The sequence below is a fragment of the Frankia sp. Hr75.2 genome (genome assembly GCF_949319125.1).
In the GTDB taxonomy this organism is placed as follows: domain Bacteria; phylum Actinomycetota; class Actinomycetes; order Frankiales; family Frankiaceae; genus Parafrankia; species Parafrankia soli.
The window spans coordinates 86,118-112,239 of the sequence record NZ_CASGGV010000033.1 but is presented as its reverse complement, the minus strand read 5'-3'; the positions used below and the strand labels follow the sequence as shown (position 1 = coordinate 112,239).

Annotated in this window: 22 protein-coding genes and 1 pseudogene; 11 read left to right on the top strand and 12 right to left on the bottom strand. The window is 70.6% G+C overall.

The annotated features are described in order from the left end of the window. Positions 1–200: 200 nt before the first annotated feature. From AC559T_RS04085 to AC559T_RS04060, 6 genes are all read right to left on the bottom strand, one after another. A complete protein-coding gene (locus tag AC559T_RS04085; RefSeq protein WP_112105004.1) occupies positions 201–1,580 on the bottom strand; it encodes an aldehyde dehydrogenase family protein in 1,380 nt (459 codons plus the stop codon). Further along, positions 1,580–2,671, bottom strand: coding sequence for an acyl-CoA synthetase family protein (locus AC559T_RS04080; protein ID WP_498867789.1), 1,092 nt, complete (start codon positions 2,669–2,671; stop codon positions 1,580–1,582). Before AC559T_RS04080 ends, AC559T_RS04085 begins: the two co-directional genes overlap by 1 nt. A 241-nt stretch (positions 2,672–2,912) precedes the next feature. Next, complete coding sequence (locus AC559T_RS04075; protein ID WP_112105002.1) at positions 2,913–3,626, bottom strand: response regulator; 714 nt, start codon at positions 3,624–3,626, stop codon at positions 2,913–2,915. After that, positions 3,623–4,918 (bottom strand): sensor histidine kinase, encoded by a 1,296-nt coding sequence (locus AC559T_RS04070; protein WP_498867788.1) that lies wholly within the window; start codon positions 4,916–4,918, stop codon positions 3,623–3,625. The genes AC559T_RS04075 and AC559T_RS04070 overlap by 4 nt, the downstream gene beginning before the upstream one ends. Before the next feature lie 16 nt (positions 4,919–4,934). Next, entirely contained in the window at positions 4,935–5,783 is an 849-nt protein-coding gene (locus tag AC559T_RS04065) for an ABC-2 transporter permease (protein WP_498867787.1), read from the bottom strand. Continuing rightward, positions 5,780–6,706: an ABC transporter ATP-binding protein gene (locus AC559T_RS04060; protein ID WP_112105000.1), complete on the bottom strand. Its 927-nt coding sequence runs from the start codon at positions 6,704–6,706 to the stop codon at positions 5,780–5,782. Before AC559T_RS04060 ends, AC559T_RS04065 begins: the two co-directional genes overlap by 4 nt. A gap of 704 nt (positions 6,707–7,410) precedes the next feature. On the opposite strand from AC559T_RS04060, the gene AC559T_RS04055 reads away from it, so the two are divergent. Together AC559T_RS04055 and AC559T_RS04050 are read left to right on the top strand one after the other, a co-directional pair. Then, entirely contained in the window at positions 7,411–8,121 is a 711-nt protein-coding gene (locus AC559T_RS04055; RefSeq protein WP_498867786.1) for a phosphatase PAP2 family protein, read from the top strand. Between the two features lie 1,175 nt (positions 8,122–9,296). Next, complete coding sequence (locus tag AC559T_RS04050) at positions 9,297–9,902, top strand: hypothetical protein (RefSeq protein ID WP_498867785.1); 606 nt, start codon at positions 9,297–9,299, stop codon at positions 9,900–9,902. Positions 9,903–10,003: 101 nt separating this feature from the next. Here the strand turns inward: AC559T_RS04050 and AC559T_RS04045 are convergent, their stop codons facing one another. Next, the gene (locus tag AC559T_RS04045) at positions 10,004–10,756 is read right to left on the bottom strand and encodes a TetR/AcrR family transcriptional regulator (RefSeq protein ID WP_071059792.1); all 753 of its coding nucleotides are present in this window, start codon (positions 10,754–10,756) and stop codon (positions 10,004–10,006) included. Next, on the bottom strand, positions 10,756–11,925 hold the full coding sequence (locus tag AC559T_RS04040) for an HAF repeat-containing protein (RefSeq protein ID WP_112105008.1): 1,170 nt from the start codon (positions 11,923–11,925) through the stop codon (positions 10,756–10,758). The genes AC559T_RS04045 and AC559T_RS04040 overlap by 1 nt, the downstream gene beginning before the upstream one ends. A gap of 836 nt (positions 11,926–12,761) precedes the next feature. Between AC559T_RS04040 and AC559T_RS04035 the strand changes: the two genes are divergently transcribed. Beyond that, the gene (locus AC559T_RS04035) at positions 12,762–13,205 is read left to right on the top strand and encodes a glycosyl hydrolase (RefSeq protein ID WP_498867798.1); all 444 of its coding nucleotides are present in this window, start codon (positions 12,762–12,764) and stop codon (positions 13,203–13,205) included. Further along, positions 13,202–13,429, top strand: a complete 228-nt coding sequence (locus AC559T_RS04030) for a hypothetical protein (RefSeq protein WP_498867784.1) — start codon at positions 13,202–13,204, stop codon at positions 13,427–13,429. Before AC559T_RS04035 ends, AC559T_RS04030 begins: the two co-directional genes overlap by 4 nt. 231 nt (positions 13,430–13,660) lie before the next feature. On the opposite strand, the gene AC559T_RS04025 is transcribed toward AC559T_RS04030, so the two are convergent. Both AC559T_RS04025 and AC559T_RS04020 read right to left on the bottom strand, forming a co-directional pair. Next, positions 13,661–15,151, bottom strand: coding sequence for a hypothetical protein (locus tag AC559T_RS04025; RefSeq protein ID WP_498867783.1), 1,491 nt, complete (start codon positions 15,149–15,151; stop codon positions 13,661–13,663). A gap of 1,220 nt (positions 15,152–16,371) precedes the next feature. After that, on the bottom strand, positions 16,372–16,851 hold the full coding sequence (locus AC559T_RS04020; protein ID WP_112104998.1) for an SRPBCC family protein: 480 nt from the start codon (positions 16,849–16,851) through the stop codon (positions 16,372–16,374). Positions 16,852–16,939: 88 nt separating this feature from the next. Between AC559T_RS04020 and AC559T_RS04015 the strand changes: the two genes are divergently transcribed. The 3 genes and pseudogenes from AC559T_RS04015 to AC559T_RS04005 all read left to right on the top strand — a co-directional run. Beyond that, positions 16,940–17,548 carry a TetR/AcrR family transcriptional regulator gene (locus tag AC559T_RS04015; protein ID WP_498867782.1) on the top strand — a complete coding sequence of 203 codons (609 nt, stop codon included), beginning with the start codon at positions 16,940–16,942 and terminating at the stop codon, positions 17,546–17,548. Positions 17,549–18,029: 481 nt separating this feature from the next. After that, positions 18,030–18,911, top strand: a complete 882-nt coding sequence (locus AC559T_RS04010; RefSeq protein WP_498867781.1) for a mechanosensitive ion channel family protein — start codon at positions 18,030–18,032, stop codon at positions 18,909–18,911. Then, positions 18,908–18,997: pseudogene (locus tag AC559T_RS04005) on the top strand (Rv3103c transmembrane domain-containing protein); the annotation flags it as partial. The gene AC559T_RS04010 and the pseudogene AC559T_RS04005, both read left to right, overlap by 4 nt. Positions 18,998–19,026: 29 nt before the next feature. Here the strand turns inward: AC559T_RS04005 and AC559T_RS04000 are convergent. Together AC559T_RS04000 and AC559T_RS03995 are read right to left on the bottom strand one after the other, a co-directional pair. Beyond that, positions 19,027–19,332, bottom strand: a complete 306-nt coding sequence (locus AC559T_RS04000) for a hypothetical protein (RefSeq protein ID WP_498867801.1) — start codon at positions 19,330–19,332, stop codon at positions 19,027–19,029. A gap of 142 nt (positions 19,333–19,474) precedes the next feature. Beyond that, on the bottom strand, positions 19,475–20,590 hold the full coding sequence (locus tag AC559T_RS03995) for an N-acetylglucosamine kinase (RefSeq protein ID WP_498867780.1): 1,116 nt from the start codon (positions 20,588–20,590) through the stop codon (positions 19,475–19,477). Positions 20,591–20,771: 181 nt separating this feature from the next. Here AC559T_RS03995 and AC559T_RS03990 point away from each other — a divergent pair, with 181 nt between their 5' ends. The 4 genes from AC559T_RS03990 to AC559T_RS03975 all read left to right on the top strand — a co-directional run bounded on the left by AC559T_RS03990 (position 20,772) and on the right by AC559T_RS03975 (position 26,041). Next, on the top strand, positions 20,772–21,248 hold the full coding sequence (locus AC559T_RS03990; RefSeq protein ID WP_071059782.1) for a hypothetical protein: 477 nt from the start codon (positions 20,772–20,774) through the stop codon (positions 21,246–21,248). A 260-nt stretch (positions 21,249–21,508) separates the two neighbouring features. Next, positions 21,509–22,855 carry a DUF5925 domain-containing protein gene (locus AC559T_RS03985; RefSeq protein ID WP_498867779.1) on the top strand — a complete coding sequence of 449 codons (1,347 nt, stop codon included), beginning with the start codon at positions 21,509–21,511 and terminating at the stop codon, positions 22,853–22,855. 763 nt (positions 22,856–23,618) lie between these two features. After that, complete coding sequence (locus tag AC559T_RS03980) at positions 23,619–24,704, top strand: Rossmann-fold NAD(P)-binding domain-containing protein (protein WP_112106505.1); 1,086 nt, start codon at positions 23,619–23,621, stop codon at positions 24,702–24,704. Further along, the gene (locus tag AC559T_RS03975; protein WP_498867778.1) at positions 24,701–26,041 is read left to right on the top strand and encodes a glycosyltransferase family 2 protein; all 1,341 of its coding nucleotides are present in this window, start codon (positions 24,701–24,703) and stop codon (positions 26,039–26,041) included. Before AC559T_RS03980 ends, AC559T_RS03975 begins: the two co-directional genes overlap by 4 nt. Positions 26,042–26,122: the final 81 nt, after the last annotated feature.

Below are 26,122 nucleotides of genomic sequence, written 5' to 3'. Positions count from 1 at the left end.
GAACTCACATCGCGGCGGCCCTATCGCGCGGGGCGAGCTTCCGCCCCGCCACCCGGGGGCCGCTCCGCCACCCGGGGGCCGCTCCGCGGCCGCGCGGCGTGTGCCGTCGAGATCCTGGACGGGCGGGCGCCGGCCCCGTCGCCTGAGTTCCCTGGAGGCCCTCGACCCTCCCTGTCGGCTGTGGTTGCCAGCGGGGGGCTTCACGGACCGGAGCGGATCATCGCCTTGCTACGCATCAGGACCTCGCCGAGGTAGCCGTCATGCGGGATGCCGGGGCGCAGCCAGGTCGTGGGGTTGTCCCCGAGGTAGAGGTTGGTGATCGACGGTTCGTCCAGCAGGGTGTCGACGAGGTCCGTCCGGGTCGTCATCGCGGTGAGGACGAGGGAGTCGCGCAGCGGGGCGACGCCGTCCCGCTCCTGCCAGGGGCCGACCCAGACGCACGGGAACGGCAGTTCGACGTTCAGCTGGGGGGCCGTGCTCGACGCGACCAGGTGCACCGCCGGCCGCAGCACCGAGCCGCCCGAGGGAAGGTCGTCGACGATGGTGTCCCCGCCGAGCAGCGCGTGCGCGTCACCGGCGACGGTGTGCAGGTAGCGGTCGAGCTGCGTCGCCGTGGCGGTCGGCTGCACCGTCAGGATCGCGTCGGGGTGGTCGGGCGGCAGGCTCGGAATCCGGCCCAGCCGCTCGGCGAGCGCCCGCGCCAGCGGTTCGGGGTCACCTTCGACGAGCACGGCGGTGGCGCAGGTGCAGGCGGTTCCCCCCAGGTGGCTGACCGAGCCGGCGATGACGTCGATCTTCTCCCGCCAGTCGACCTCGGCGGTGACGAGAATCTTCGACCGCCCTGGCCCCTGTGTCAGCACGCGCGGGTTGGCCCGGTACTTGTCGACGACGTCCTGGCCGCCGTACACGATCGCGTGGTCGGCCTCGGCGACGATGACGTCCGCGGCCGCGTAGTCGGTGGGCAGCAGGGTCAGCGCCGCAGGCGGGAAACCGGCGTCGCGCAGGGCGCTCACCAGCCGGAAGGCGGTGAACGGCTCGCGGGACGACGGCCGGAGCGCGACCTTGTATCCCAGCGCCAACGCCTCGGGCCACAGCCCGTGCACGGCCGGGGTGTTGCCGGCGGCGTGGACGGCGAAGAGGTCCCCGCGCCGGGTCCAGACCGCGGAACCGGTGGTCGTGGCCGGGTCGCGCCAGTCGGCGACCGCGCCTCGGGGCATCGCCAGCTCGACCGTGCGCCGCTGGGAACGCAGCACCTCCGCGACCCACTCGACCGACTGGCGGACCACGCCGAGCGGCACACCCGACGCCTGCGAGACGAGGTGGGCGTAGTCGTCGGGGTGCAGGCCGCCGACGGCGGCGCCGGTGAACAGGTCGGCGGCCTTGTCGAGCGCGGCGAACCGCTCGGCGGCCGGCACGGTCGGCGCCGCGCGCATCGCGGCCAGCGCCCGGCGCACGTAGAGCGTCGGCACCTGGCTGATCTCGCCGATGTGCTCCCCGGAGAGCGCGGTGAGCGGCTTGCGCTCGCGGGAGCGGTACGGCCCGGTCGGACCGAGCGCGTCGATGTGGATCTGCTCGTCCATCAGTAGACCCCTTCGATGACGGCCTGGCTGTCGAAGGTGGTGACCGGGGCGACGTCGGCGACGGCGCAGCCGAGCGCTCCGGTCAGCGGCTCGACCCGGACCGCCGTGTCCCGCTCGAGGTTGTTCGGCACCAGCGCGTACTTGGTGAGGTGGTTCATCACGACCTGGCCGCGCTCGCCGAACCCGACCTCCGCGCCGGTCCCGGGATCCACCACCTGGAAGGTGATGTACGGGCTGGGCGGATCGAACACCGCGAGCTCGTCGGAATCCTCCTGCGGGCGCTCGCGGGACATACCGAGCACCGTCGTGCTCCCGTAAAGGCCCTTGAGGGGGATTCCGGGGAATACCTCCCGCCGGAAGATGTCGCGCGAGTCGGCGTCCATGTGCGCGCCGCTCCAGCAGATGAACCGGATGTTCTTGTTGATGACCTCGACGAGCTCCGCGCGCCGCGCTATCCGCTCGAGCAGCGGTGGAGTCGTGACCAGGATTCCGACGGACTGGCTGGTAAGGATGTGCGCCGCCTGGTCGACCAGATGCTCGGCGTAGCGGTCGGCCTCCTCCAGAGCGCCGCGGGCTATGAGGTTCTTGATCCACCGGGGGTCGAGGTCGACGGTGAACCTCACGCCGTTGTGGCGGCGTGCCCTCCTGCTGGCGAAGTCGCCGAACATGTGCGGCCCGCTGGGCGCGATCGCCAGGATGTTCGTCGTCCCCAGGTCGCTGTAATGGAACTCGTCCCAGCTAAGTGCGAACTCGGCCCAGCGTTCGAACATCACGAATCTTTTCGGGGCGCCGGTCGTCCCGCCGCTCTCGAAGATTCCCGCGATCACCCGGTCCGCGCCGGTCAGCCCCCTTGGGACCAGGTCCTCGACCGGGACATCGCGGAACTCGTTGACGACGTTCGGGAAGAGCACGAGATCGGCGAAAGTCCGGACGTCGGCGATCGGGTCGAAATCCAGGCTCCGGGACCGGCGCAACCAGTACGGGCTACCGGTCTCCTCCGAGAAATGCCATCGCATCAGGGCGCCGATGTATTCGTCGGCGTCGATGGACGCGATTTCTCCCGGGGTTATGTCAAGGATTGATGGGAGCATGGACGGCCTCCGGACACGTGCGGTCGTGCAGTTCGACGATCCTGATTCTCGCCCCCGCCGAAACCAGGTCGGAGAGCGCCGAGCCGGTTCCTATCGTACGATCGCCAGATCGCCGTCTTTCATCCCCGGCTGTTGACAGTCCGAGTCCGTTTGCGGTCCGAGTCCGTTTGCGGTCCGAGTGGGCGATACCCGTCCACCTGATGTTAATTTAATTGTGCGGCGTGTGGCCTGTCTCGCCCGTTTATTGCCGATTGTCGGTTCTGCGGTCCCGGGCGGTTTCGGCGCGGGCCTGCGGGCGGGTCAGGCCAAGGTCATAGGCACAGATGACGGCCTGCACCCGGTCCCGGGCGCCGATCTTCGCGAGTACGCGGCCCACGTGGGTCTTGACGGTCGATTCGGACAGGACCAGCCGCTCGGCGATCTCGCCGTTGGTCCAGCCGTGGCCGATGGCGACGAGGATCTCGCGTTCCCGTTCGGTCAGCGTGTCCAGGCGCGGGTCGGCGGCCCGCTCCCCGTCGGGAAGGGCATCGCCGAGATGCTGTGCGAACGCGTCGAGCAGGCGCCTGGTGAGGGCGGGCGCGATGACCGCGTCGCCGACGGCGACCGCCCGGATGCCGGCGAGGAGCTCCTCGGGATAGGCGTCCTTCAGCAGGAAGCCGCTGGCGCCGGCGCGAAGCGCGGCGTGCACGTACTCGTCGAGATCGAAGGTCGTGAGCATGAGGATGCGCGAGCGGCCGCCGCCGGCCACGATCCGCCTGGTCGCCTCGATGCCGTCCATGCCTGGCATGCGGACGTCCATCAGGACGACGTCGGGATGCAGGTCCGCCGTCTGCCGTACCGCGTCCGAACCGTTCCTGGCCTCGCCGGCCACCTCCGTGTCGGGGTTGCTCTCGAGCAGCATGCGGAAGCCGAGGCGTTGCAGGGGCTGGTCGTCCACGATGAGCACGCTGATCATGTGGGGTCGCCTTCGGGCTTGTGCGGTGGGGTTTCGTGCGGGGTGAGGTCGAGGTCGGCTGCCACGCTCCATCCTCCGCCCGGGGCGGGGCCCGCCGCGACGGTGCCGTCGTAGAGCCCAGCGCGTTCCCGCATTCCGATCAGGCCGTGACCCGGCTCGCCGGGGGGAGCGGGCCGGTCGGCGGCGTCGGGTGGGCCGGTGTCCCGAATCATGATCCGAAGCCGGGTGCCGTCGATGCGCAGCGCCATGCGCACCCGGGTGCGCGGGCCGGCGTGCTTGAGGATGTTGGTGAGCGCCTCCTGGACGATGCGGTACGCCGCCAGCTGCACCCCGAGATCCAGGGCATCGAGCTCACCGGCGCTCTGGTACTCAACCTGCGGCCCGGCCGCGCGGACGCGCCGGCACAGCGAGTCGAGATCGGCGATGCGCGGCTGCGGGCTGAGATCGGGCGCCTCGGCACGCTCCCGCAGTACGCCGAGGACGCGGCGCAGCTCGCCGAGCGACCGGCGGCTGGTGTCGCCGATCAGGTTGAGCGCTTCTTTGCCGCGTTCGGGCGCGACGTCCACGGCGTACGCGCCGCCGTCAGCCAGCGCGATGATCACTGCGAGGCTGTGGCCGACGATGTCGTGCATCTCGCGGGCCATCCGGGCGCGCTCGCTGGCCGCCACGAGTCTGCTGCGCTGGTCCCGCTCGATCTCGAGCTGACGGGCCCGGTCGCGCAGCGCGGCCAGCTGCGCGCGGCGGATGCGCACCGCGAACCCCAGCGCGGCGGCCGCGACGCCGATGCTGAGGAGCAGGAAAATCAGATCCCCCACCGGCAGCACCGTGGCCAGGCGGATCACGAGCAGCACGAACGTGGCGATCGACGCGGGTACCGCCCACGGCAGGCGCCGCAGCGGCGCGTGGAGCACCAGGCTGTAAACGGCGACCAGCAGCGCGACGTCGGCGCGCAGCAGGACACCGACGGCCAGCTCGACGACGAACGCCGCCATGACCGCGTGGAACGCTGCCAGCGGGGCGCGGCGCCGCCACCACAGCGGGACGAGCAGCGCGGCCTGGAACAGCAGCATCTCGGCCAGCGGCGGCCAGACGAAGGGGATCGGCGTGTCCGGAGGGTCCCCGTCGTGCGGGAGGGCGGGCAGGCAGAACACGAGGAAGATCGTGACCACGACGGCGGTGTCCAGCGCCCAGGGGCGTGCGATGTCCCACTGCCGGACCCGCTGTCCGGCGTGGAACAACCGGGCGGTCGCGGGATGTCCCACGAGCCCGCCGGCCGCGTCGTCGTCGCTCACCGAGAGTACCGGAGGATCAGACGTCCGACCGGACGAGCCGGTGCGCGGCCCCGCCGAGGACGAGAGCCGTCCAGCCGAGCAGGACGAGCAGCCCCGCACCGGCCGACAACGTGCCGGCGGTGTGGTGCAGGGCGAAGACCGACTCGCCGGCACTGCTGGGCAGGTACGGGGTGACGTCGGTCCGCCAGGACCTCGGCAGCAGCGACATCAGGCTGGGCACCAGCAGGAACGTGCCGACCAGGGCCGAGATCCCGCCCGCGGTCGAGCGCAGCAGTGCGCCCAGCGCCACCCCGATCACGGCGACCAGGCCGAGGTAGAGGCCCGCGCCGAGCAGGCTGCGCACGACACCACCGTCGGTGACGCTCATGGCGATGGGGGTGCGGGAAAGGATCCCGCTGGCGACGAGGAACGCGACGAACACACCGATCACGCTGAGGACGAAGGCGATCAGACCGTGGACGGCGGCCTTGGCCCACAACACCGGCAGGCGGCGCGGGACGGCCGCCAGCGTGGACCGGATCATGCCGGACGTGTACTCGCCCGAGGTCGTCAACACCCCCAGGACGCCCAGCGCGACCAGCGCGAACGGCACGCCGAACAGGGCGAGGCCCTGGGTGGTGGCATCCGCGAGGCCGGGGTCCAGGTGCTTGCCCGGCCCGGTCATCGACCTGTACTGCACCGCGGCGATGACGCCGACCGCGAACAGGAAGAGCAGCCCGAGGGTCAGCGTGATCCAGGTCGACCGCAGCGACCACAGTTTGGCCCACTCGGAACGCAGCACCCGCCGGCCGGTCACCTTCTGACCGGAGCCGGCCGTCCGGGACGGCGTTGCGGGTACGGGCCGGGTCTCAGTGATGGTGGTCATGCCGCCCTCGCCACGGTCGTCTCGGAATGGTATTCGACGGCGTCCTTGGTCAGGGCCATGAAGGCGTCCTCCAGGGAGACCGTCCGGGCGGTGAGCTCGAACAGCGCGATGCCGTGTTCAGCGGCTCTGGTCCCGATCTCGCGGGCCGACATGCCGGTCACGCTCAACTGCTCCGACCCCGTGGTCGCCGTGATCTCGACCCCGGGACCGGCCAGAAGGCCGCGCAGCCGCGCCGGGTCGGCGCTGGCGACCGCCACGGTGTCGCCGCCGGCCTGCCGGACCAGCTCCTGCACGGTGGTGTCAGCCAGGACCCGCCCGCGCCCGACGATGATGAGATGGTCGGCGACCAGCGCCACCTCGCTCATCAGGTGCGACGAGACGAAGATGGTCCGCCCGGCGGCCGCGAGGTCGGTGAGCAGATTCCGGATCCACAGCACACCCTCCGGGTCGAGCCCGTTGACCGGCTCGTCCAGCATGACGGTCTGCGGGTCCCCGAGCAGCGCCGCGGCGATGCCCAGCCGCTGGCCCATGCCGAGCGAGAAGGCACCGGCGCGCCTGCGGGCCACCGAACCCAGGCCCGTCAGCTCGATCATCTCGTCCACCCGGGCGCGGGGGATGCCGTGGGTGTACGCGAGGGCCATCAGGTGGTCGAAGGCCGTTCGTCCGGGGTGGATGGACCGCGCCTCCAGGAGCGCGCCGACCTCCCGCAGCGGAGCCGCGTGCTTCGCGTACTCCCGGCCGTTCACCGTCACCGAGCCGGCGGTCGGCGCGTCCAATCCAATGATCATTCGCATCGTGGTGGACTTACCGGCGCCGTTCGGCCCCAGAAATCCCGTCACCGAGCCCGGCCGGACCGTGAAGTCCAGACCGTCGACGGCTGTCTTCGGCCCGTATCGCTTGGTCAGCTGTCGCGCCTCGATCATCGCTTCCCTCTCAGACCTGTCCGCCGGGTTCCCGGCGTCCTGCTGGGAGACGCTAGGCGTGGGCCCGAGACGATTCGTCATACCGCGGTCCGATCTTCGGGCCCGGCGGTGGTACCGCGGTACCAGGGCCGACAGCCCAGGTACCGCGGTACGCGGATGCCATCCGGATGCCGCTTCCTGCCTGTCTACGGCGGCCAGCCGGGAAAGACACCTACTGGCTATTGCTTCTGGTCAGCACAGCGGGGTTCCGGCCAGTTTCACGACCTGGCGGAGCAGTCATACAGCGGGGAGCTGATGGTGATAGGGGAGGGCCGTCCCACATCGTCCTCACATGTTGGCCGTCCTAGTCTTCGGGCGAGGCGCGGTCTTCGGACGGGGCACACCCGGCGGGCGGGACGCGCTCTTCGGCCGAGGCGTGTCGCGGGGCCCGAAACGACCGCGGAACCGAACGCGAAAGCTCGGCCGCGGAAGGAGGAAGCGCGCAGGCAACGGCCGCGAAAAACCAGTCGCGAACGACCGACGGATAAGGCTCGACCGGGGAACAGGACCGTTGAAAACGATCATCATCGGCTGTGTCGCGGCGCCTGACATCAAGGCGGGGGCCATCGTGTCCCGACGGGCCCTGCCGGCGACCCATGTGATGATCACCGATGTGCCGACGGAGACTCCTGTTGGCGGACATGCGTCGACCCGGCGGGCAACCGGTGCGCTCGACCTCTGACCGGGTGGTGGGCCTGCCCGGTTCGGAGCGGGCCCGCACCGAGACCATCCGGTACACCGTCGCCGGAGCGGCGGGGGTCCTGCTCGCGGTGCTGCTGGGCGCCGTCGTCCTCCGGAGTGGAACGCCGTTCGGGTTCGATGCCGGGTGGCACCGATGGGTGTTGGCTCACCGTGACCCCGGGCTGTCCGATGTCGCGGTCGCCGTCACCGACACCGGCGTCGGTGCCCGCGCCTACTGTCTTGCCGCGGTCGCCGGCGCCCTGGCGGTGTCGCGGTGGTGGCTGGGCGCCGTCGCAGGGGTCGTGGCGCTGCTGCTGGGACAGCTGTTGAGGACCTCGCTGGCGGTCATCGTCGGTCGGGCGCGACCGCCGGTGGCACACTGGATAACCTATCCGTCCGGCTTCGCGTTTCCATCCGGCCACACGACCACCTCGGCGCTGGTGGCCGCGGGTCTCGCCGCGGTGCTGTACCGCCGGGCCCGCAGGCGCTCCACCAGGGTCGCGGCTGTCGCGGTCCCGGGCATCTGGGCGTTCACTGTGGGGCTCAGCCGGATCTACCTCGGGGTGCACTGGCCCACTGATGTTTTCGCCGGATGGCTGTTGGCCACAGTCCTCGCTGTTGTCTGCCTGCCGTCGCTGGGCGCCCTGCTCGCGTGGATCGGCCGGGATCAGCCAGACCGGCCGGACCCCTGCTGATCGCCATCTTCGTCGCGTGGAAGCGCGCCGGGCCGCTCTTCCGGCGTCGGGCCGGCCGAGGCAGGTGTGGAACAGATCGAAGCACGTCCGGCCGGATATCTTTCTATCGATCACTGTGGTGCGATTGGCGGCGTCCCCGGCCGGTACCTGAGCTGAGCGGGAGCGGTGGCCGCCGAGGACGGCGTCGTGGCCGCGGAGCGGTCCGTGGCGAAACGGGATCGGGCGGCGCAGCGCCCGGCCGCCTTGTCCGCCTGTCGCAGCCGTGCCGGCGGTGCGGTCGTGCGTTCTATGCGCGCAAAGCCACATTGGCACGGACCTCCCGGATTGCGTGTGACGCTCCGAGAGGCTAGCGGTGTTACCGGTAGCAGCGATGCTGGTTCTACGGTGTTGAGTGTGGCCGGGATTGTGAACCTGCGGGACATTGCCGAGTGACTCGGCGTCTCTCGGGCACGCGCTGATCAGCTCTCGCGCCGGCCATCGTTCCCCGCCCCGTTTACAGCGTCGCGTCCGATGAGGATCCGGGACCGCGATGAGGTGGCGGCCTGGACCGCGCGGTACCGGCCCGACGCTGTGGGCAAGCGCGACGTCGACCAGCCGCGAACGGCCTCGAGGGGTGCCGGGTTAACGCCAATGGGGTGCGTTTGCTTACGGGTAAACATGGGCAATGGGCTAACTATGTCAGGCGCGATCCTCCCTGAAGTTCGGCAGCTCGCCGCGCGGAAAGTGGCCCAGGCGTATGCTGGTACCTCAAAAATTCCGGACAATGTGGACGAGCTCTCATCCGGTTCCTGAAAATCTGTGCCTGATTTAAATAATCAGTTCCGCGTGGGCGTGCTTCGGCCGTCATCGCGACGTTGCATCTTAGCGCTTTGAATGCCGGCCTGATTGGCAGGAGCCGGTCAGTCGCCGGTTATCTGCTGGCCAGCCGGCGAAGTCGCACGACCGCCAGTCGCTCGTCTCCTCACCGCTGTCTCCTTGCCATGTACTCTTGTCTCATCGGGATCGTGATGGCTCTCAGGGTCAAAAGTCCTCTGGGAATCTACTTCCGTCCGGTGTACTGCGAGTGCGTGGAGGCAGCAGGAACGGTGGCTACTCGGATACCTAGGAGGAGAGCCGACCAGGGGACGGTTCGACTTAACACGCGCGATCTGCACGCGCTCGAGTGGATCTTCGATATGCATGCGGTCTTCGAGACCGACCTGCCTGACGTGCTCAACCCCGCTCGGCTCATCTCGAAGAACGCGGCACGGTCGATCGTGACCCGTTGGGCGAACGCCGGGGTCGCATACGCCGAGCCGGTGCTCGCCAACCAGGGCCGCCTCGTCCGTCTGACGCCGGACGGGGAGAGGCTCGTCAGCACCGGTGACAGAGCCTCACCCGTGGCGGCACCGGGCGCGGCCGCGGCGGCTGTCCACCATGCGATGGTGGCGCGAGCGCGGCTGCGGCTGGAGCGCGACGGTCTCCCCGACCTGGTCGTCGTGGGCTGGCTCAGCGAACGGCAATGGCGGATGGAGAACCGGTCCCAGGTCGCCGCCGGCGAGCAGATACCCGACGGAATAGCGCGTCTGGACAGCGGCGACCTCTGCCCGGTGCACGTCGGGCACACGGGTGTCGAATTTATTCGGATCAGGTCAACTATTATGGACATCCTCGGCAAGTACGGGACCGTCATCGTCGCCGTACCTGGCGATATCGCGCCGCTCGCGCAGTCGACCTGGAACGGGCCGGACTTCTCCGGCCCCGGAGCGGATCACAGTGGCCTGCACTTGATCATCATTTGAGGGAAGACTCCAGTTACGAGACGGTCGATGCGTGCCCGCGCCGTGGAGGCCCGCCTACCGCGGGGATGCTCTCCGCGCCACGCACCGCCTTCGAAGCACGGCTAGGGATGACCGCCGCGGTCGCTAATCTGCCAGCCGTTCGCGACGAGTGACAGCAGCCGGTCAAGATATGCGCCTGTATCATGATCTTGTGAATGCTGGACGCTGATTTCTCCCTTTTCGCCGGCGGCCGGCTGGGCCTCGGGCGTGCCGGAATTTCGCTCGCCGCCGCCAGGGCCCAGCGCCGACACGAGCGCGGCCGTGACCGCCACCAGGTCGTCCACGGTGATATCGGCGCGCGCGCTGCCGGCGCGCTGAGCACGGGCGAGCACTCCGGCTCCGGCGTCACCGAGCGGGGTGGCGGGGGAGGCGGGCGGCGCCGCCCGCGGTAGCGGAGCGATTGGCGGGCCCTCGATCTCGAGGACGAAGACCCCCTGCCGGGCCAGGAGGTGCCTCGCGAGCTGCCTGAGCCAGGCGGCGAGCGCTGCGCCGGGCGGGAGCCGGTCGCCCAGCTCGTCCGCCTGGCGGCGGAGCCCGGCGACATCCTCGCGGTACACGGCCTCGATCAGGTCCTCGCGGTTGGCGAAGTTCCGGTAGAGCGTCGCCGGGCCGACCCCGGCGCGTCGCGCGATCGTGTTCAACGGTGCGTTCGTGCCGAGTTCGGCGAAGACCGCCCGCGCCGCGGTCAGCAGGCGCTCCTGGTTGCGGACGGCGTCGGAGCGCCGGGGCCGTTCTGCTGGTCTGTAGTCGGTGCCGGCGTCGCCACGCTGGCCGCTCGCCGTGGCATGCGGCGCACCGCCGCTCTCAGGCACCACTACGGTGTCCAGAAGGCGGCGTGGGGGACGGGGCTCGAGACGCTCACCGCCTCACCGAGAACGACTCCACCGGCCGTCACGTGACTGGCCGAGCTCTGCCTCCCGCCGAGGGTGCCGAGATCGGTGACCACTCCGTGCCGCCAGCGGAACGCATGCCCGTCCCCGGCCGGGAGCTCGACCGTTCCGCAGACCACGCCGGAGTCGTTGAGCCCGGCCGGGTCGACCCAACCCTCGCCGAAACCGTGGATCTCGGTGAGGTCGCCGCCGGACCAGAGGAATGCCCGAACTCCCCCGCCGTAGCTGCGCACGAGCACCTGGCCGGCATTGTTCACCGCGACGGCTTCGCTGTGCTCATCTCCAACGAGTGTCCCGAGATCTGTCATTGTTCCGTTCTGCCAGCAGAACGCGTGGGTCCGGTCGTCCGCCGTGCCGCTGCTCCCGATGACCAGCCCGGCGTTGTTCACGCCGGACGCACTGCTCCAGGTGCCACCGAGGGTGCCGAGGTCATGCATACGGCGGTCGGACCACACGAACGCGTGGTCGGCCCCGCTGCGCGTCTGACTCGTACCGACCACCAGGCCGAGGTCGTTGACGGCGGCGGCGGAGCTCTCCGGGCCGCCAAGGGTGCCGAGGTCCTCGCTGATGTGTTCCCGCCACAGACAGGCATGCCGATCGCCGCTGTCGGTGCTGCTGCTGCCCGCGACCAGGCCCAGGCCGTTGACGCTCACGGCGATACTGAAATGCCCTCCCGGGATGTCCGTGCCGCCCAGGTAGGGAAGCGCGGAGTGGATGCCGTAGCTCCAGCGGAATGCCTGCGGGCCCTGCCTGCCAATCATCTCGCCGACCACGACGCCCAGAGAGCTCATGGCGATCGGACGGCTGCTCCCGGGGAGGCTGCGAACCGTGTCGGCCTGCCACAGGAAGCCGTCGACCCGGTCCCGGCCGCTCTGCCAGAGGCCGGCCAGCAGGCCACTGGCGTTCCCACACACCAGGAGGCCCGGGGCGCCCGGTGGCCCGGTGACGGCGGTCGCGGCCGGGCGGGCCTGCCACGGTGGTCGCGCCGCGGTGGCCGAGGCGTCCGCTGACGTCGGGTTGCTCAGGTTGACCGGCCCCGAGGAAGCGGCGGCCACCACCGCGAGGCGCGCGACTGGTTGACGGTCACTTACCATCACAGGTTTCACTCCATTTGTCTGGCACCGGGAGTTCGGTGGTCCACGACGTTGCCCGAGCGTGAACCCCTGGTGCGGTAATCGGGTGTGTCGAGACCGGCATCGGCGTCCGAGAATTTCATTCTGCGGCATCGGCCGACCGTCTGCGACACATCATCAGACCACGTGCGTGCCACAAAATATTGCGCACTCCGTCTCGCGATCTGATCTCCTGTCGGATCTTTTCCAGGAGAAAACCTGGCTGTAGTGGCGGAGAGGTCCCAGGAATTCACCGAGTAATGTCTCGAAAGTCCCTGGTGATGGCTTGGTCAGTGGCTCGGTAATTGCTGGTAAGGTCGCGGTTGTCCTCGGCGTCGACGGCTGCCGAACCAGCCGGGATGGCTGACAGGTCAGGGACCATCCTGCCCGCGGGCGCCCGGGTCGGCTGTTCCCCGCCGCCGGCCACGTCGATGCCTCGAGCGAGCCCGAGCGGGCCGAACGGCCGTTCCCCGAGGCGTGGTCCCTTCATTTGCGCAATGCCCGCTTCGTGTGCGCAATGCCCGCTTCGTGCGCGTGGCGCCGCCCCGGGTCGGTCACAACCCCGGACCGGCAATCATGATCTTGGGGCGGCTCTGCGGCGGCTGGTGCGAAACCGGCGCGGATGCCGACCCGACCCACGACCGCGGGGCCGCCGGACTGGTCACTCGCGCGGGCCGCTGGACCGGGCCACCCGCGCCGAGCCGCGCTCGCGGTGCGGCCGTCAGTTCCGATCTCCTGCAGAGGTTCGCCACCTGGCCGGGCCGGCTGATAATCGGGGCTTCACCGTTCCCGGAGAACATCGGTGCGAGTAATGCGACCTGCGTCACCGGCGCATATGTTTCGTACTGGCGGAACTTCGTAACACGCTGAACGCGTTCGGCCGCCAGAACTCGATCATCCGGCTTTCCCGGGAGGCGAACGGCAACTGGTTCCCGTGGTCCGCCACAAACCCGACAGACTTCATCAACTGCTGGCGCCACGTGGTGGACGCCGTCAGGCCCACGTCCGAACCCGATCCCGAAAAGTCGTGGAGCCTCAACGCCAACTACTCGCAGAACCCGCCGAGCCACAACGCGATCGACATGTATCCGGGCGACGCCTGGGTCGACACCGTCGGTCTGGACTCCTACGATGCCTGGTCGGTGTCACGCACGAAGGCGGAATTCGACGCCCAGGCCACAGCGGTTGGCGGACTGACCTGTTGGTACAACTTCGCCACGGCGTACAACAAGGCGTTCGGTATCGGCGAGTGGGGGTCGTGAGTGGCGCTGGATCGAACGGAGGAGGCGACAGCGCCAACTTCGTCCAGTGGATGTACGACTGGTTCCTGGAACATGCGGGGAAGGGGCTGGTGTACGAGTTCTACTTCGGCGGCTGTGGTCCAGGGAACGTCGGTTCCAACCTGTACCGACCTCTCGGGCCCGGCTGCGTCTACCGGAACCCGAACGCTGCCGCCCGCTACCAGCAACTCTACCGACGGACATAGGCCCGACCGGACCTCGCGACGAGGGAGCGCCAGCGGCCGCGGGCCAGCCGAGGTGGGAGGCTTCCCGATCCTGGAAGCCTCCCACCTCGGCCGCTCCGTGCTCTTTGCGGGCTCTGCTTCGGATCCCCCGCGACATTCCCTCGATGATCTGTGGGAGGCATGCCGGGTGGCGGCGTCGGTGCCGCTATCCCGACAGTCGGCCGCTGACTGCGTCCCGGCTTACGCCGGTGATCAACCGGCGTAGTACGGCACGGCGGATACCGCGGTCGGTGCGGCAGGCGCGGCAATAGGCAGCCCGCCACCGCCACCGCCGCCGGCGGGTGTGCCGCCACCGCCACCGCCTCCACCGCCTCCACCGCCGCTTCCGCCGCCGGCGGGTGTGCCGCCTCCGCCTCCGCTTCCGCCGCCGGCGGGTGTGCCACCACCGCTACCTCCGCCGCCTGCGGGTGCGCCGCTACCGCCACCGCCGGTGCCTGTGCCACCGCCGCCGGTGCCCGTACCACCGCCGGTGCCGCCGCCCGTGCCGGTCCCACCGCCTCCGCCGCCGGTCCCACCGCCTCCGCCGCCGGTCCCACCGCCTCCGCCGCCGGTCCCACCGCCTCCGCCGCCGGTCCCACCGCCTCCGCCGCCGGTCCCACCGCCTCCGCCGCCGGTCCCGCCGCCGCCGGCGGGTGCACCGCCGCCGCCGGGTACGCCACCGCCGCCGGTGCCGGTGCCCGTACCACCGCCCGTGCCGGTCCCACCGCCTCCGCCGCCGGTCCCGCCGCCGCCGCCGGGTACGCCACCGCCACCGGTGCCGGTGCCCGTACCACCGCCGGTGCCGCCGCCCGTGCCGGTCCCACCGCCTCCGCCGCCGGTCCCGCCGCCGCCGGCGGGTGCACCGCCGCCGCCGGGTACGCCACCGCCGCCGGTGCCGGTGCCCGTACCACCGCCGGTGCCGCCGCCCGTGCCGGTCCCACCACCGGGTACGCCACCGCCGCCGGTCCCGCCGCCAGCACCAGCGCCAACACCGGCACCGACTGTCGGCGTCGCGCCCACTCCGCCGCCGCCCGGAATCACCGCGGGCGCGGGAGTCCCGGCGCATGCGGAGACGCCGACGGCCGGAACGGTCACCAGGAGGTTCCCGGTCGTCTCGTTCCACGGCGAAGCGATCACGGCCATGGCGTGGGACGGCAGCTCCAGAGACTGCCGCGGGCCGAGAGTGGAGATGCCGGAGCCCTGGCTGGTGTCAAACCAGCCGAAGCCGAACGCGACGTCCGACTGGTTGCTCACCCGCCAGGCGGGACCTGCGCCGGTGCAGGTGTAGCTGAGCCGCAGCGGATTGGTCTCGAAGTCGTCGATGCCGTTGATTTCCCGGTCGAAGGGGAGCCGGAACGGGAGCAGGGACAGGAACTGGTCCAGCGTCGCGTCGCCGGTACCGGTCGGTGTCGCCGAAGGGCTGCTGATGATGACGCCCGGGCCGGTGCCCGGGGACGGGCTCGGACCAACGCCCGGGGTGGCCCCGGGTGCGGCACTCGGCGAGGCGCTCGGATCGAGGTTGACGGTTATCCCGCTTCCCGCGGGAGCGGTGGGATCCGGCGAGCCGAGGATGCCCTCGGCGATGTCGGCGGACGGGCTCGCGGTCGCAGTCGGCATGGGAACGGCCCAGGCCGGTACGGCCGCCGCCGTCATGGCCGCGCCGAGAACGCCGGCCGTGACGGCCCGCATTCTGGTGATACGCATTAATCCTTCTCCCTTGACTGTGACGAGTCGCCATGACACTCACCGACGGCGCCCGTCGAACCGCCCTTATCGGGAGTACGGCGGTCCGGCGCAGGGTGTGGATCAGCGTTTGCCGGTCAGTCTCGACTTGCGCAGAAAACTACCAACGCCAGGTTCACCACAACCCGGGAGGGTCTGGGGCGAGGGAGAGTTCGAGTGCTCCTCCGTGTTAATCGCGTACTGTGCGGATGACCTTGTTACGCGAGTCCGGATCTGTGGTCGGCGACGGCTGGCCGATGATCGGGATCCTCGACTCGGCCAGCATGGCCGATCTTCGACGTTGGCTGCGCCGCAGGCATTTTCGATTCAGCTCCGCAGCCAAATGTCCGAAATACTCTGTTTGTTCGTCTTGGCGGCAGATGGCGGAGCGTAGTCGGTTGGATGCCTGGCGTGGTCAGATCCTGGTGTGGTCCAGGTGTGTGGAGGCGGTCGGTCGGTGGGCCGCCGGGCTCGGTATTCGGCTTCATTGGCCCATTCGGGTAGGCAAATTCGGGTAGGTGCCCAAGGCGGCCGGTCGGGGTGAAAGGCGGCCGCCCTGGCGTCTCCGCGGCTCACGCCGACGGCCCGGTGTCGAACATGGCCGAACGGGTACCCGGCCGCGTCCCGGTGCGGTCCAATGGGCGGGCCGATGCCGCGATCAAGGTCCTGGCCTGCGTCAATGGGTTGACGCGGCGACTCTGCGTGCGCCCTGCGGGGTTGAGGTCCGCTGACGACCGCTCGCCTTCGGATCGATTTCGCGTGTCATCGGGATGCGGTGGAAGCGGGGGTTGACCCGAGATCTCGACCGTGGAGCCCGAGATAGCTGAGAAGAAATGCTCGGCTGACTACTTCGTCGCGTTCTGGCCTCGGACCGGCGGCCCGGCCTGGGCTCCCGGGCCTACCCTCGCGGTGGGTGGTCCTGAGGAGAGCCGTCCGCGGAATCGGCGGGATCGTTTTCCGGCGGCGATGATCCGGAATGTGATCGATTCGTGCCCGTGTTTCGCGGGCTCATGCCGAAATTCTGGGTTGAATTTCGCTTACGGGGCCTCGATCTGATCTGATCTGATCAGATCGAGGCAGGCTGGGTCCGTAACTCGGTCCGCCCCGCCAGTCCACGAATCGCGCTGCGAGGCACCCAGGGCCGGCGGCCTCGCGCGGATGACGGCTGAATTCCGGTGGCCGTGCAGGTGAGGTTCGGCGTTTCAGCTGCCGCTCCGGCCGGCGCGGGACCGCTGCTCGCAGTGCTGTCGCAGGCACTGGGCCTCGGTGTCGACGTAGCGGCGGACCAGGCGCGCCATGAAAAGCGCCACCACCGGCGCCAGTGGCCCGGACTGCCGCAGGCTCAGCCGCACCGTGACCTTGCCGTCCTCCGCGGCGGGCGTGATGCGGTGGTCGGCGACCGTGGTCATGCCGGTGGCCCTGGAGATCCAGGAGAAGCCCGAGCCCGGGGTCAGGTCGGTCACGGTCCACTCGGCCGCGGGCAGCCGGGGCTGCCGAATCCGCACGACGCTGCCGTCGCGCAGTTCGCCGTCAGCCCCCGAGCTCCCGACCGCCGCGGGCCGTGCCGCCATGTCCACGGTGGTCATCGTCGGAGTCCAGGTGGGCCAGCGTTCGACGTCCCGCATCACCGCCCAGACCTCGTCGGACGTGGCGTCGATGGTCACCGAGGTCTCGTAGTACATCGGGTGCCTCCTGTGGGGTGATCGGTTTCTCGACCGGCGCCGGGTGGCGCCGCGACTTGTACCAAGTGGTACATGTACCATCTGGTACATGGCGTCGCAAGGTCAGCTGCCGGACAGTCCGCGCACCAGCGCGGGGCGGCGTGCGCGGGAAGCCCTGCTGGAAGACGTCATCGCGCACCTGGCGGAGCACGGGATCGGCGACCTGAGTCTGCGCCAACTGGCGACCGCTCTCGGCACCAGCCATCGCATGATCATTTACCATTTCGGTTCACGGGACGGCCTCCTCGTCGAGGTGGTGCGCGCGATGGAGGAACAGCAACGAGCCGCGTTCGCCGAGATGCGGCGCGAACCGGCAGCCTCCGCGGTCGAGCTCGGCCGCCAGATGTGGCGACGGCTGAGCCAGCCCGAACTGGCTCCGTTCGAGCGCCTCTTCTTCGAGATCTACGGCCAGGCGCTGCAGGGTCGCGCCTACGCCCAACCGCTGCTGGACGGAGTCGTCGAGGACTGGCTCGGCCCGATGACCGAGTTCCTGGTGCGTGACGGCCTGCCGCCGGCCGCGGCACGCACGCAGGCCCGCCTCGCACTCGCAACTACTCGCGGCCTGCTCCTGGACCTGCTCGCCACCGGCGACCGGGAGGGCGTCGACCTGGCAATGGAACGAATGCTCGCCGCGTTCGAACCACCAACCTCCAGGTGACGACGCGTCCGAGTGACCTGGGCGCCGCGGTCGGCTGAGTGCTGAACCTGACCTTGGGTTCCGAATCTGACCGGGATGCCGGATTGAGCTGGTCAGCGGCAGCCGCCCGGGGTCGACCGCACATCTGGAGTCGGCCTGTCCCAGGCTCTGTCCGGGGCCGGCCCTGCCGACCAACCGTGACGGGTGCTGGCTGGGGTGAGGCGGGTTCTGGGTCGGGGTTTGGTTGCTTCAGGTGTTCGGTTAACCCCTGAGGGTTGTTTGGTTGGAGTGTGGGCTTAGGTGGTGATTTCTTTGCGGCTTGTGGGCTGGGCGTGGGGTGGGGCGGTCGGGGTGGAGGGTCGCGGGTAGGTTCGGATGGGTGAGGGCATACCCGACCTGCTGGCGCGGTGCCGCCGGCCGCGTGTGTGGCCTGCGGGAAGCCGACGCGGGCCGAGCCACGCCGACGTCATGATCGCGTCGGCGTCATGACTGTGGCGGCGGCATGATCACGGCGGCCGCTCCGCTGACGGACATCTCCGAGTGGGCCCGTGGCCGCGGGCTCGAGATCGTCATGATCGTGATTGCGGCCGTCCTGCTGACCCGGTTCGCGACCTGGGTGGGTGTCCGCGTCGAGCGGCGCATCGACCAGCAGTCGAGCCAGAGCGACGGGGTGGTGCGCTCCGAGGCGACGAAGCATCGCCACGCGGTCGTCCAGGTGCTGACCTGGGTGTCACTGGCCCTGGTCTACTGCGTGGCGGTCGTGTTGGTGTTCCAGCGCCTCGGGGTGCCGGTCACCGGCATCGTCGCCCCGGCGACCGTGGTCGGTGTGGCGCTCGGCTTCGGTGCGCAGCGCGTCGTCCAGGATGTGCTCGCCGGGTTCTTCCTGGTCACCGAGCGGCAGTACGGCTTCGGGGACCTCGTCCGCCTGGTGGTCCAGGGGGCGCCGAGCGCGATCACTGGCACGGTGGAGGAGGTCACGCTGCGCATCACCAGCGTGCGGACGTCCAACGGCGAGGTGGTGATCACGCCGAACGGGCAGATCGTCCAGGTGGTGAACCTGTCCCGGGACTGGGCGCGGGCCGTGGTGGACGTCCCGATACCCACAAGTGTTGATGTTACTACGGTAAGTGACGTGTTGACCCGGGTGGGTGCCGAGGCGTACGCCGACGACGCGCTGCACGACCTGCTGCTGGACGCGCCGACCGTGATGGGGGTGGAGAGCATCGACCTCGACCAGTTCAAGATCCGGGTCGTTGCCCGGACCCTGCCGGGCAAGCAGTTCGAGGTCGGTCGGGCGCTGCGGGCCAAGATCACGGTCGCGCTGCTGCGCGCCGGGATCCACGTGCCGGCCGACCTCGACACGGCGCCGCCGACGTCCTCATGAGGTTCCTCGACCGGATACCGGCGCAGCGCTCGACGCTGCTGCTCATGTTCGCGCTCGTCGCCGTGTTCGCGCTGTACATCCTGGTACGGCCCGAGTCGCTGCCGGCGTCACGTTCCTACACCGCGGCGGTCGAGCAGGCGAAGAACGAACCGCGCAGTGAGCAGGCGAGCGCCACGCCGACACCGCGGGCGAGGGTGACCACCGCCCCGGCGCCGGTGGCCCCGCCCTCGCCGACGGTGTCCCCCTCGCCTTCGCCGGACGTCACCGCCAGTCCGACCGCGACGGTGGACCCGACCAGCACCGTGGACCCGTTCGGCTCCACCGACCCGTCGGCGGGCGCCTCGCCGGCCTCCGCGCCTCCGTTCGCGCGGGTCCCGTCGTTGTCCGGTGCCCCGTCGGCTCCGGCGCCGGGGCCGACCATGACGCCCTCCCCCTAACGGAGACCCCGACCGTGCGCCTGACCGCGCCTGACCGCAGTCCTGACCGTGTGCACTGACCCAAGTTCTGGGAACGCTCTGAGCGCGCCCTGAGCATGCCCAAGGCAGCCCGGGGTTCCGCTTCTGTCAGGGCGGGCGGACCAGTTCCTCCGTGGGGGTGCCCGGGGCATCGCCGATACCGGCCCAGTCCACCAGCTGCTCGGTGCCCGCCAGCCGCGCCGCCAGCAGGACGGCCCCGGCGGCCGGGGACATCCGCGGCCGGACGAGACGCGCGCCCGGGCTGGCGGTGGTGACGCGGGCGGTGAACGCGTCCAGGAACGGCGGCCCGGAGTTGAACGTGCCGCCCACGAGCGAGACGGGGAACTCGCCCGTCAGCCCGAGCCGGTCGATCACTGTGCGGACCTGGTCGGCCAGCAGCCGGCCGGCGTCCGTCAGGATCCGGTGGGCGACGGCGTCACCGGCGGCCGCGGTGGCGGCGACCTCGACGGCGAACGCGGCGATCCCCGCCTTGTCGAGGCTGCCGTAGACGAGATCGTCGACGCTCTCGACCAGGTCGAGATGGTAGAAGGCGAGCAGGCGGGGCACGAGCGCCGACCAGGGGGCGCGCCCGTCCCGGAACTCGACGGCCGCGCGCATCCCGTGCAGGCCGATCCAGTACCCCGAGCCCTCGTCGCCCAGCAGGTGCCCCCAGCCGCCGCATCGCCAGGTGCGCCCGTCGGCGGCGACCCCCAGGGTGTTGCTGCCCGTACCACTGATGACGGCGACACCGGGGCGGCCCAGCGTGCCGGAGGCCCAGGCCGCGACGACGTCGTTGAGCACCAGCGTGCTCCCGACCGGCCGAAGGTCGGTCAGCCGGCTCCGGAGGGCCTCCTGGTTGTCGTCGGTGTCGGCGCTGGCCACCGCGAGCACCGCGGCGGCCACCTCGTCGGCCGCGGCACCCGCCTGGCCGAGCGCGCCACGGACGGCCTCCATGATCGCGGCGGCGGCGCCGTCGAGGCCGACGACGTCGAGATTGCTCGGGCCCGCGGTGGCCGTGGTCAGCGTCGACCGCCGCAGGTCGAGGACGGCGGCCGTGGTCTTGGTACCGCCGCCGTCCACGCCGAGCAGGAAGGGACGGGGGAGACCAGCATGAGGCGCCGCCTCCGGCAGGGACTCCGCTGACGGCGGAGGCTCCGGGGGCGGCCGCAGTGACGGTGGCAGGCTGATCAACGGCCTGGAGTTCTCTGGCTGCAGGTTGGGCACTGGGGCGCCTCGCGATTCCGTCGACCGTGGGTTGTCACCGGAAGGTAGAGGCCTTCCGGCCGGACGGGGTCCCCCGCATCGTGCCTCTCGATGTCTTCCGCCGCGTCTCCCACCACGCGGCGGCACTGTGTATCCGATCACCCCGTGTCCCATCGTGGCTTCGTTGAGAGACGGTAGTGAGGTGACCGATGACGACGACGACTGGGCGCCGCCGCCCGTGCCCGACGGCGGTGGCGACCCGGTGGCAGCCGTGGACGAGGCCCTCGCCGAGGCCGAGACCGCGCTGCGTGCCGGGATGTGGCTGCCGGACGTGGACGAGATCGACGCCGTGGTGACCATCCTCCATCACACCGACCCGGCTCGGCGGCGCCCCGACACGCCGCTGCGCCGCGTCCTGCACCAGGCGCTGGACGAGACCTATCCGCAGCTCACCGTCTGGCGCCCGCGCCCGCAGTACCTCTACGCCGTGGTGAAGACCCTGCACCTGCTCGCGTCGGACCCCGTCACCGGCGAGAACACCGCCGCCCTCCTCGTCGGATGGGACCGTCTCCTCGACCTCCTGCGGGCCGTGCTCGAGGTGGCCAGGTTCGGGCCTCCGGAGCCACCCGAGCCTGGTGCCGAGGCGCCGGACGTCCCCGGGCCCGGTGCCCGGCCGTAGCCACCCGGTGGCTCCTGCGTGGTACCCACACGGGTACTGACGGTCAGGCCGGGGACCTCCCGCCGCGGAGCGGACCATCGGGTACGCGGCGGGAGGCCATGCGGGCTCGATTCCGAGACCCGCCATGACGCGGTGTGCCGGGCGCCTCCCACCACCTTCCGCGACGGAATGGAGGAACCAGGTGGTGTCAGGAGCACTCGTCACCGAGTATCTGTCTCGTGTCCATTCCGCGGCAGGGTTCCTCGTCCAACGGCGATCGTGTGAGGGGTGAGCGCTCCGGCCGGCTCCCGGCGGGGTTGCCCTTCGTCGTCGCCCTCGACGATTCGGACACCCCCTACGACGTCGTCGACGCGCTCGCGCTCGGCCCCTTCACCAAGGGAGACCAGCCCTGGGCCCGCAGCGCGCGCATCGACCGGCTCAAGCCCGGCGCGAGCCTGCTGCCGGTCGACGCCGAGGTCGTGCGGACCGTGGTCGAGGACGCCCGTGACTCGCGGCTGGCGACCGGTGACGGCTGGACGGTGCGCGCGGTGCGCTGGCGCGGCGGCAGCGCCGAGGTCCTGGTGACGGCGGTCAGCGAGGAGCTCGCCCGGACGGTGCTCGACGGCGTGGTGCGCCAGGCGACGGCGGAGTCCGTCGGCGAGGGCACCGTGACCATGGGCTTCTGGTACCTCTCCACCCAGCGCGGGCCGACGAGGATCATCCGGCGGGCCGCGACGACCGCCTGGCGGTCGATCCGGCGCAACTACGCGGAGACCACGCTGGCGCCGCTGGACCATCTGATGGCCATGCGCCCGGAGAGCCTGGTCGGCCGGCTGATCCTCCTGCACGGGCCGGCGGGAACCGGCAAGACGACGATCCTGCGCGCGCTCGCGCACGAGTGGCGGAGCTGGTGCCAGGTCGACTGCGTGCTCGACCCGGAGGCGCTCTTCGGTGACCCCGGCTACCTCATGGAGGTGGCGATCGGGTCGGACGACACGGACGACGACGGCCCGGCCGAGGGGACCAGCCTGGCGCTCGGTGACGCGGCGTCGGACTCCACCGCGGAAGCCGACCAGGCGGCCGACGGGGACACCACGGACGCGGCCGCGGCGGTTCCGGCGGGCACCGCGGACGCGGCTGCCGGCCCCGGCAGCCCCGGCGCCGGCGGAGTGTCGGCGGGCGGAGTGTCGGCGGGCGGAGTGTCGGCGGGCGGCGGGGCGACGGGCGGCGGCACGGAGGACTCGTCCCGGCGCCGCTGGCGTCTGCTGGTGATCGAGGACTGCGACGAGCTGCTGCGCGGCGACGCCCGCAGCGTCTCCGGCCAGGCGCTGTCCAGGCTGCTCAACCTCACCGACGGTCTGGTCGGGCAGGGCCGGGACGTCCTGGTCGCGGTCACCACCAACGAGCCGCTGGCGCGGCTGCACCCCGCGATCGTGCGGCCGGGCCGCTGCCTCGCCCAGGTCGAGGTCGGGCCGCTCCCACGCGAGGAGGCGCTCGCCTGGCTCGGGACGGCGGCGGACGCCGGGGTCGGGATGTCCGCGACCCTGGCCGAGCTGTTCGCCCTTCGTGACGGACGGATGCCCGCGACCACCCCGGAGCGCGACGGCCACACCGGCCTGTACCTCTGACACCCCGGCGGCGCCGTCCCGTGCCGCCGGGCGGCGCCGTTCCGGAGAAGGGGTGCATGTCGGGCGAAGTGCACGATATCGGCACAGTGCGGACGGGTTCCCGAACGGAGATAGTTCCTGGATCGCCAGGAAAGGGATGAACGGCCGTTCCGGCCGCACTGCTGTCGCGTAATTCTGTGGCTGAATTCGCTTCAAGGTCGTCCCGCGTAACACGCCCGGTGTCGGCCTTCTGCGGCGAACCACGCGCCGATCGGCTACTCTTCCGCACTTGGACGGGGTATTTGGGGATGCTCTGTTCTGGGGTAATCATCGATCGGTAAACGTGTCTGGGGGGTCGGTTCCGGGGTCCGGCCGCGAACCACTGGGGGAAACAGTAGTTATGGCAACGCAGCGTGCGGACGGCATTGTGTCCGTGTCCGCGAGCGTGCCCGGGGGGAACGGCGGTCCGCCGCCGTTCGCGGGCATCACGACATGCGTCCTCGTCCGTACTCCACCCGGCCGCGGGTCGGCGGACACCGGAGCGCGGGCCGGTCGGGACCGGCCACGGCGACGCCGCCTAATCGTTTAGAGAATCACCGGGCGCAAAGCCCGAGGCTCACGAGTCCGCGCATCCCGACCGGGACGCGGACTCCCCGACAACGCCGCGCGGACCGGGACGGCTCTCCGTCGCCCTACGCGCGGATTCTCGGACGTCATCGTCCGCGCCCGCTCGACGCCGCCCGGGCCGACCATGCCCTGAGCGCGCCCCAAGGAGCTGAAGAAGATGCGAATCTTTGTCGTCGGATCCGGAGTCGTGGGAACAGCCACCGGGAGGGGGCTGCTCGACGCCGGGCACCGGGTCACGTTCATCGACGTCTCACCGGAGCGAGTCGCATTCCTGAACGAGATCGGCCTGGACGCGCGGCCCGAGATCGACCTGAGATCGGAGGGCGACTCCCTCGTCTTTCTCACCCTGCCGACACCGAACGCCGGCAGCCGCTACGACCTCACGGCGTTCGTGGCCGGTACCCGCGGCCTCGGCCGCGCCCTGCGCGAGACGTCCGCCGTGCACACCGTGGTTGTTCGCAGCACCGTCGATCCGGGCACGACCGAGGGGCTGGTGGGCCCGCTGCTGGAGCAGGAGTCCGGGCTGCGTCAGGGCAGCGGGTTCCTGCTGGCCAGCAATCCGGAGTTCCTGCGCGCCTCGTCGGCCGCCGAGGACTTCCGCTGGCCGTGGATGACCGTCATCGGGGCTCGTAACCGGCGGGTCCGGGAGCGCCTCGCGGAGCTTTTCGCGCCTTTCGGGGGGACCATGAGGATCTTCGATGACCCGACGACCGCCGAGTTCGTCAAGTGTGCGCACAACATCTTCAACGCCACGAAGATCTCGTTCTGGAACGAGATGCACGTAGTCGCAGAGCGTCTTCAGATCGACCTCGGGGCGGTGTCCGAGACGGTCTCGCGGTCGGCCGAGGCGTCCTTCAACCCCGCCTACGGGACCAGGGGCGGCGCGCCGTACGGGGGTGTCTGCCTGCCGAAGGACACCATGGCCTTCCTCGGGTTCGCCGCCGGTGTCGGCGTGGACATGCCGATTCTGCGGTCGGTCATCGAGATGAACAGCCGCTTCGTCGACCGCGCGGCGGCCGACGGCGCCGTGAGCGGCGAGCGGGTCGCCGAGCTGGTTGGCGGGCGAGCCGCTGACTCGCTCGGGGACAGGTCCGGCAACGGGTTCGGTGACGGGTTCGGTGGCGGCGCCACCGAACCGGGGCCGGGGCTGGCCTCCGCCCGTGCGCTCTGGTCGCCCGACCGGTTTCCGCGGCAGCCGCGGGACTCCCGTGGCGTCGAGGCGACGGAAGGCGCGCCCCGATGAGCACCCTGCTGCCCTGGCTGTTGCTCGTGGCCTTCCTCCGGCCCATGATCGAGATCTTCATTCTTGCCGCGGGTGAGTGGTGGTTCCACACGACCTTCCGGCAGAACCGGGATCTCTTCTCGAGATACATTATCCAGATCACCACCGTCGGCCGGGAACAGGACCGGGTCAACGAGATCATCCGGGAGATCCGCTCGTTCCCGATGACGATGAACTACGAGATCTGGGTGACCAACGAGCCCGGGAACGGCGACATCTACCCCGAGGCGGACCGGGTCATCACGGTGCCCACCGACTTCACCTGCGTGGCCCAGTACAAGGCGCGTGCCCTGGAGTTCAGCCGGATCGTCCGCCAGCATCTCGGCTACGACACGGCCGATACAAAGATCACGTTTCTCGATGACGACACGTCTCCGACGTGGGAGTACCTCGAGACCGCCTACGCGGCCGACTACGACATCTGCCAGGGCGTGACGGCCCCGCGCATCGACTACGGCAGCGGGCCGTTCGCGCACTTCATCCTGAGCCACATCGATGACCTGCGCTTCCACAACTGCATGACCTACTGCTCCTCCTTCCAGGGAATCCTCGGGCGGCCGCTGTTCGTCCACGGGGAGGGCCTCACCATCACCGGCCACACCGAGCGGACGGTCACCTGGGACTGGCGGATCTTCGCCTCCGAGGATCTCACCTTCGGCTGCAACGCGGCGGCGGCCGGTCTGCGCTGGGGCTTCTTCCACGAGTACATCCAGCTCACCTCCCCGTGGACGTGGCAGGCCTACTTCAAGCAGCGCCGCCGGTGGATGTGGGGCAACATCCACGCCATCGTGAACCGCGACGTGCTCCCGCTCGGCGCCGCGATCAGAATCGCGGTGCGGTACTTCCTCAGCCTGTTCACGTTTCTCGCGTCGGGTTCGGCGGTCGTCCTGATCCTCACGGACACGATCGAGGTGGCGGGCTGGGCGCATTCGCTCTTCTGGTGCTCGCTGGCGGTCTGGCTGGTGAACTTCGGGCTGAGCGGCTGGGTCAACGCCGGCCTGCGCCAGCCCGGGGTGAGCAGCGCGAGATTCTGGACGAACCGCGTCCTGCAGAGCCTCGCCGCCGTCGTCCTGGCGCCTGTCACGGCGACGTTCACGATCGTCGCGCTCGTCGCGACGCTCTACATGGGGAACCCGCGCAGCTTCGAGGTCATCGCCAAGACCGCGGCCACCAGCGGCCAGCGCCAGCGCGACCGGGACCGGGACGGCGACGGCACCACCGGCACCGCCCGGGACGACGAGGCCGTGGCCGGCGGGGGCCGCGTGCCCGCGTCCGTCGCGGGGGAGGGCAACCGATGACGACCCGCCCGACCCGCCAGCCCTACCCTCCCCATCCTCCTCAGCCACCTTATGAGCCACCTCTCGGGTTGCACACGCCCC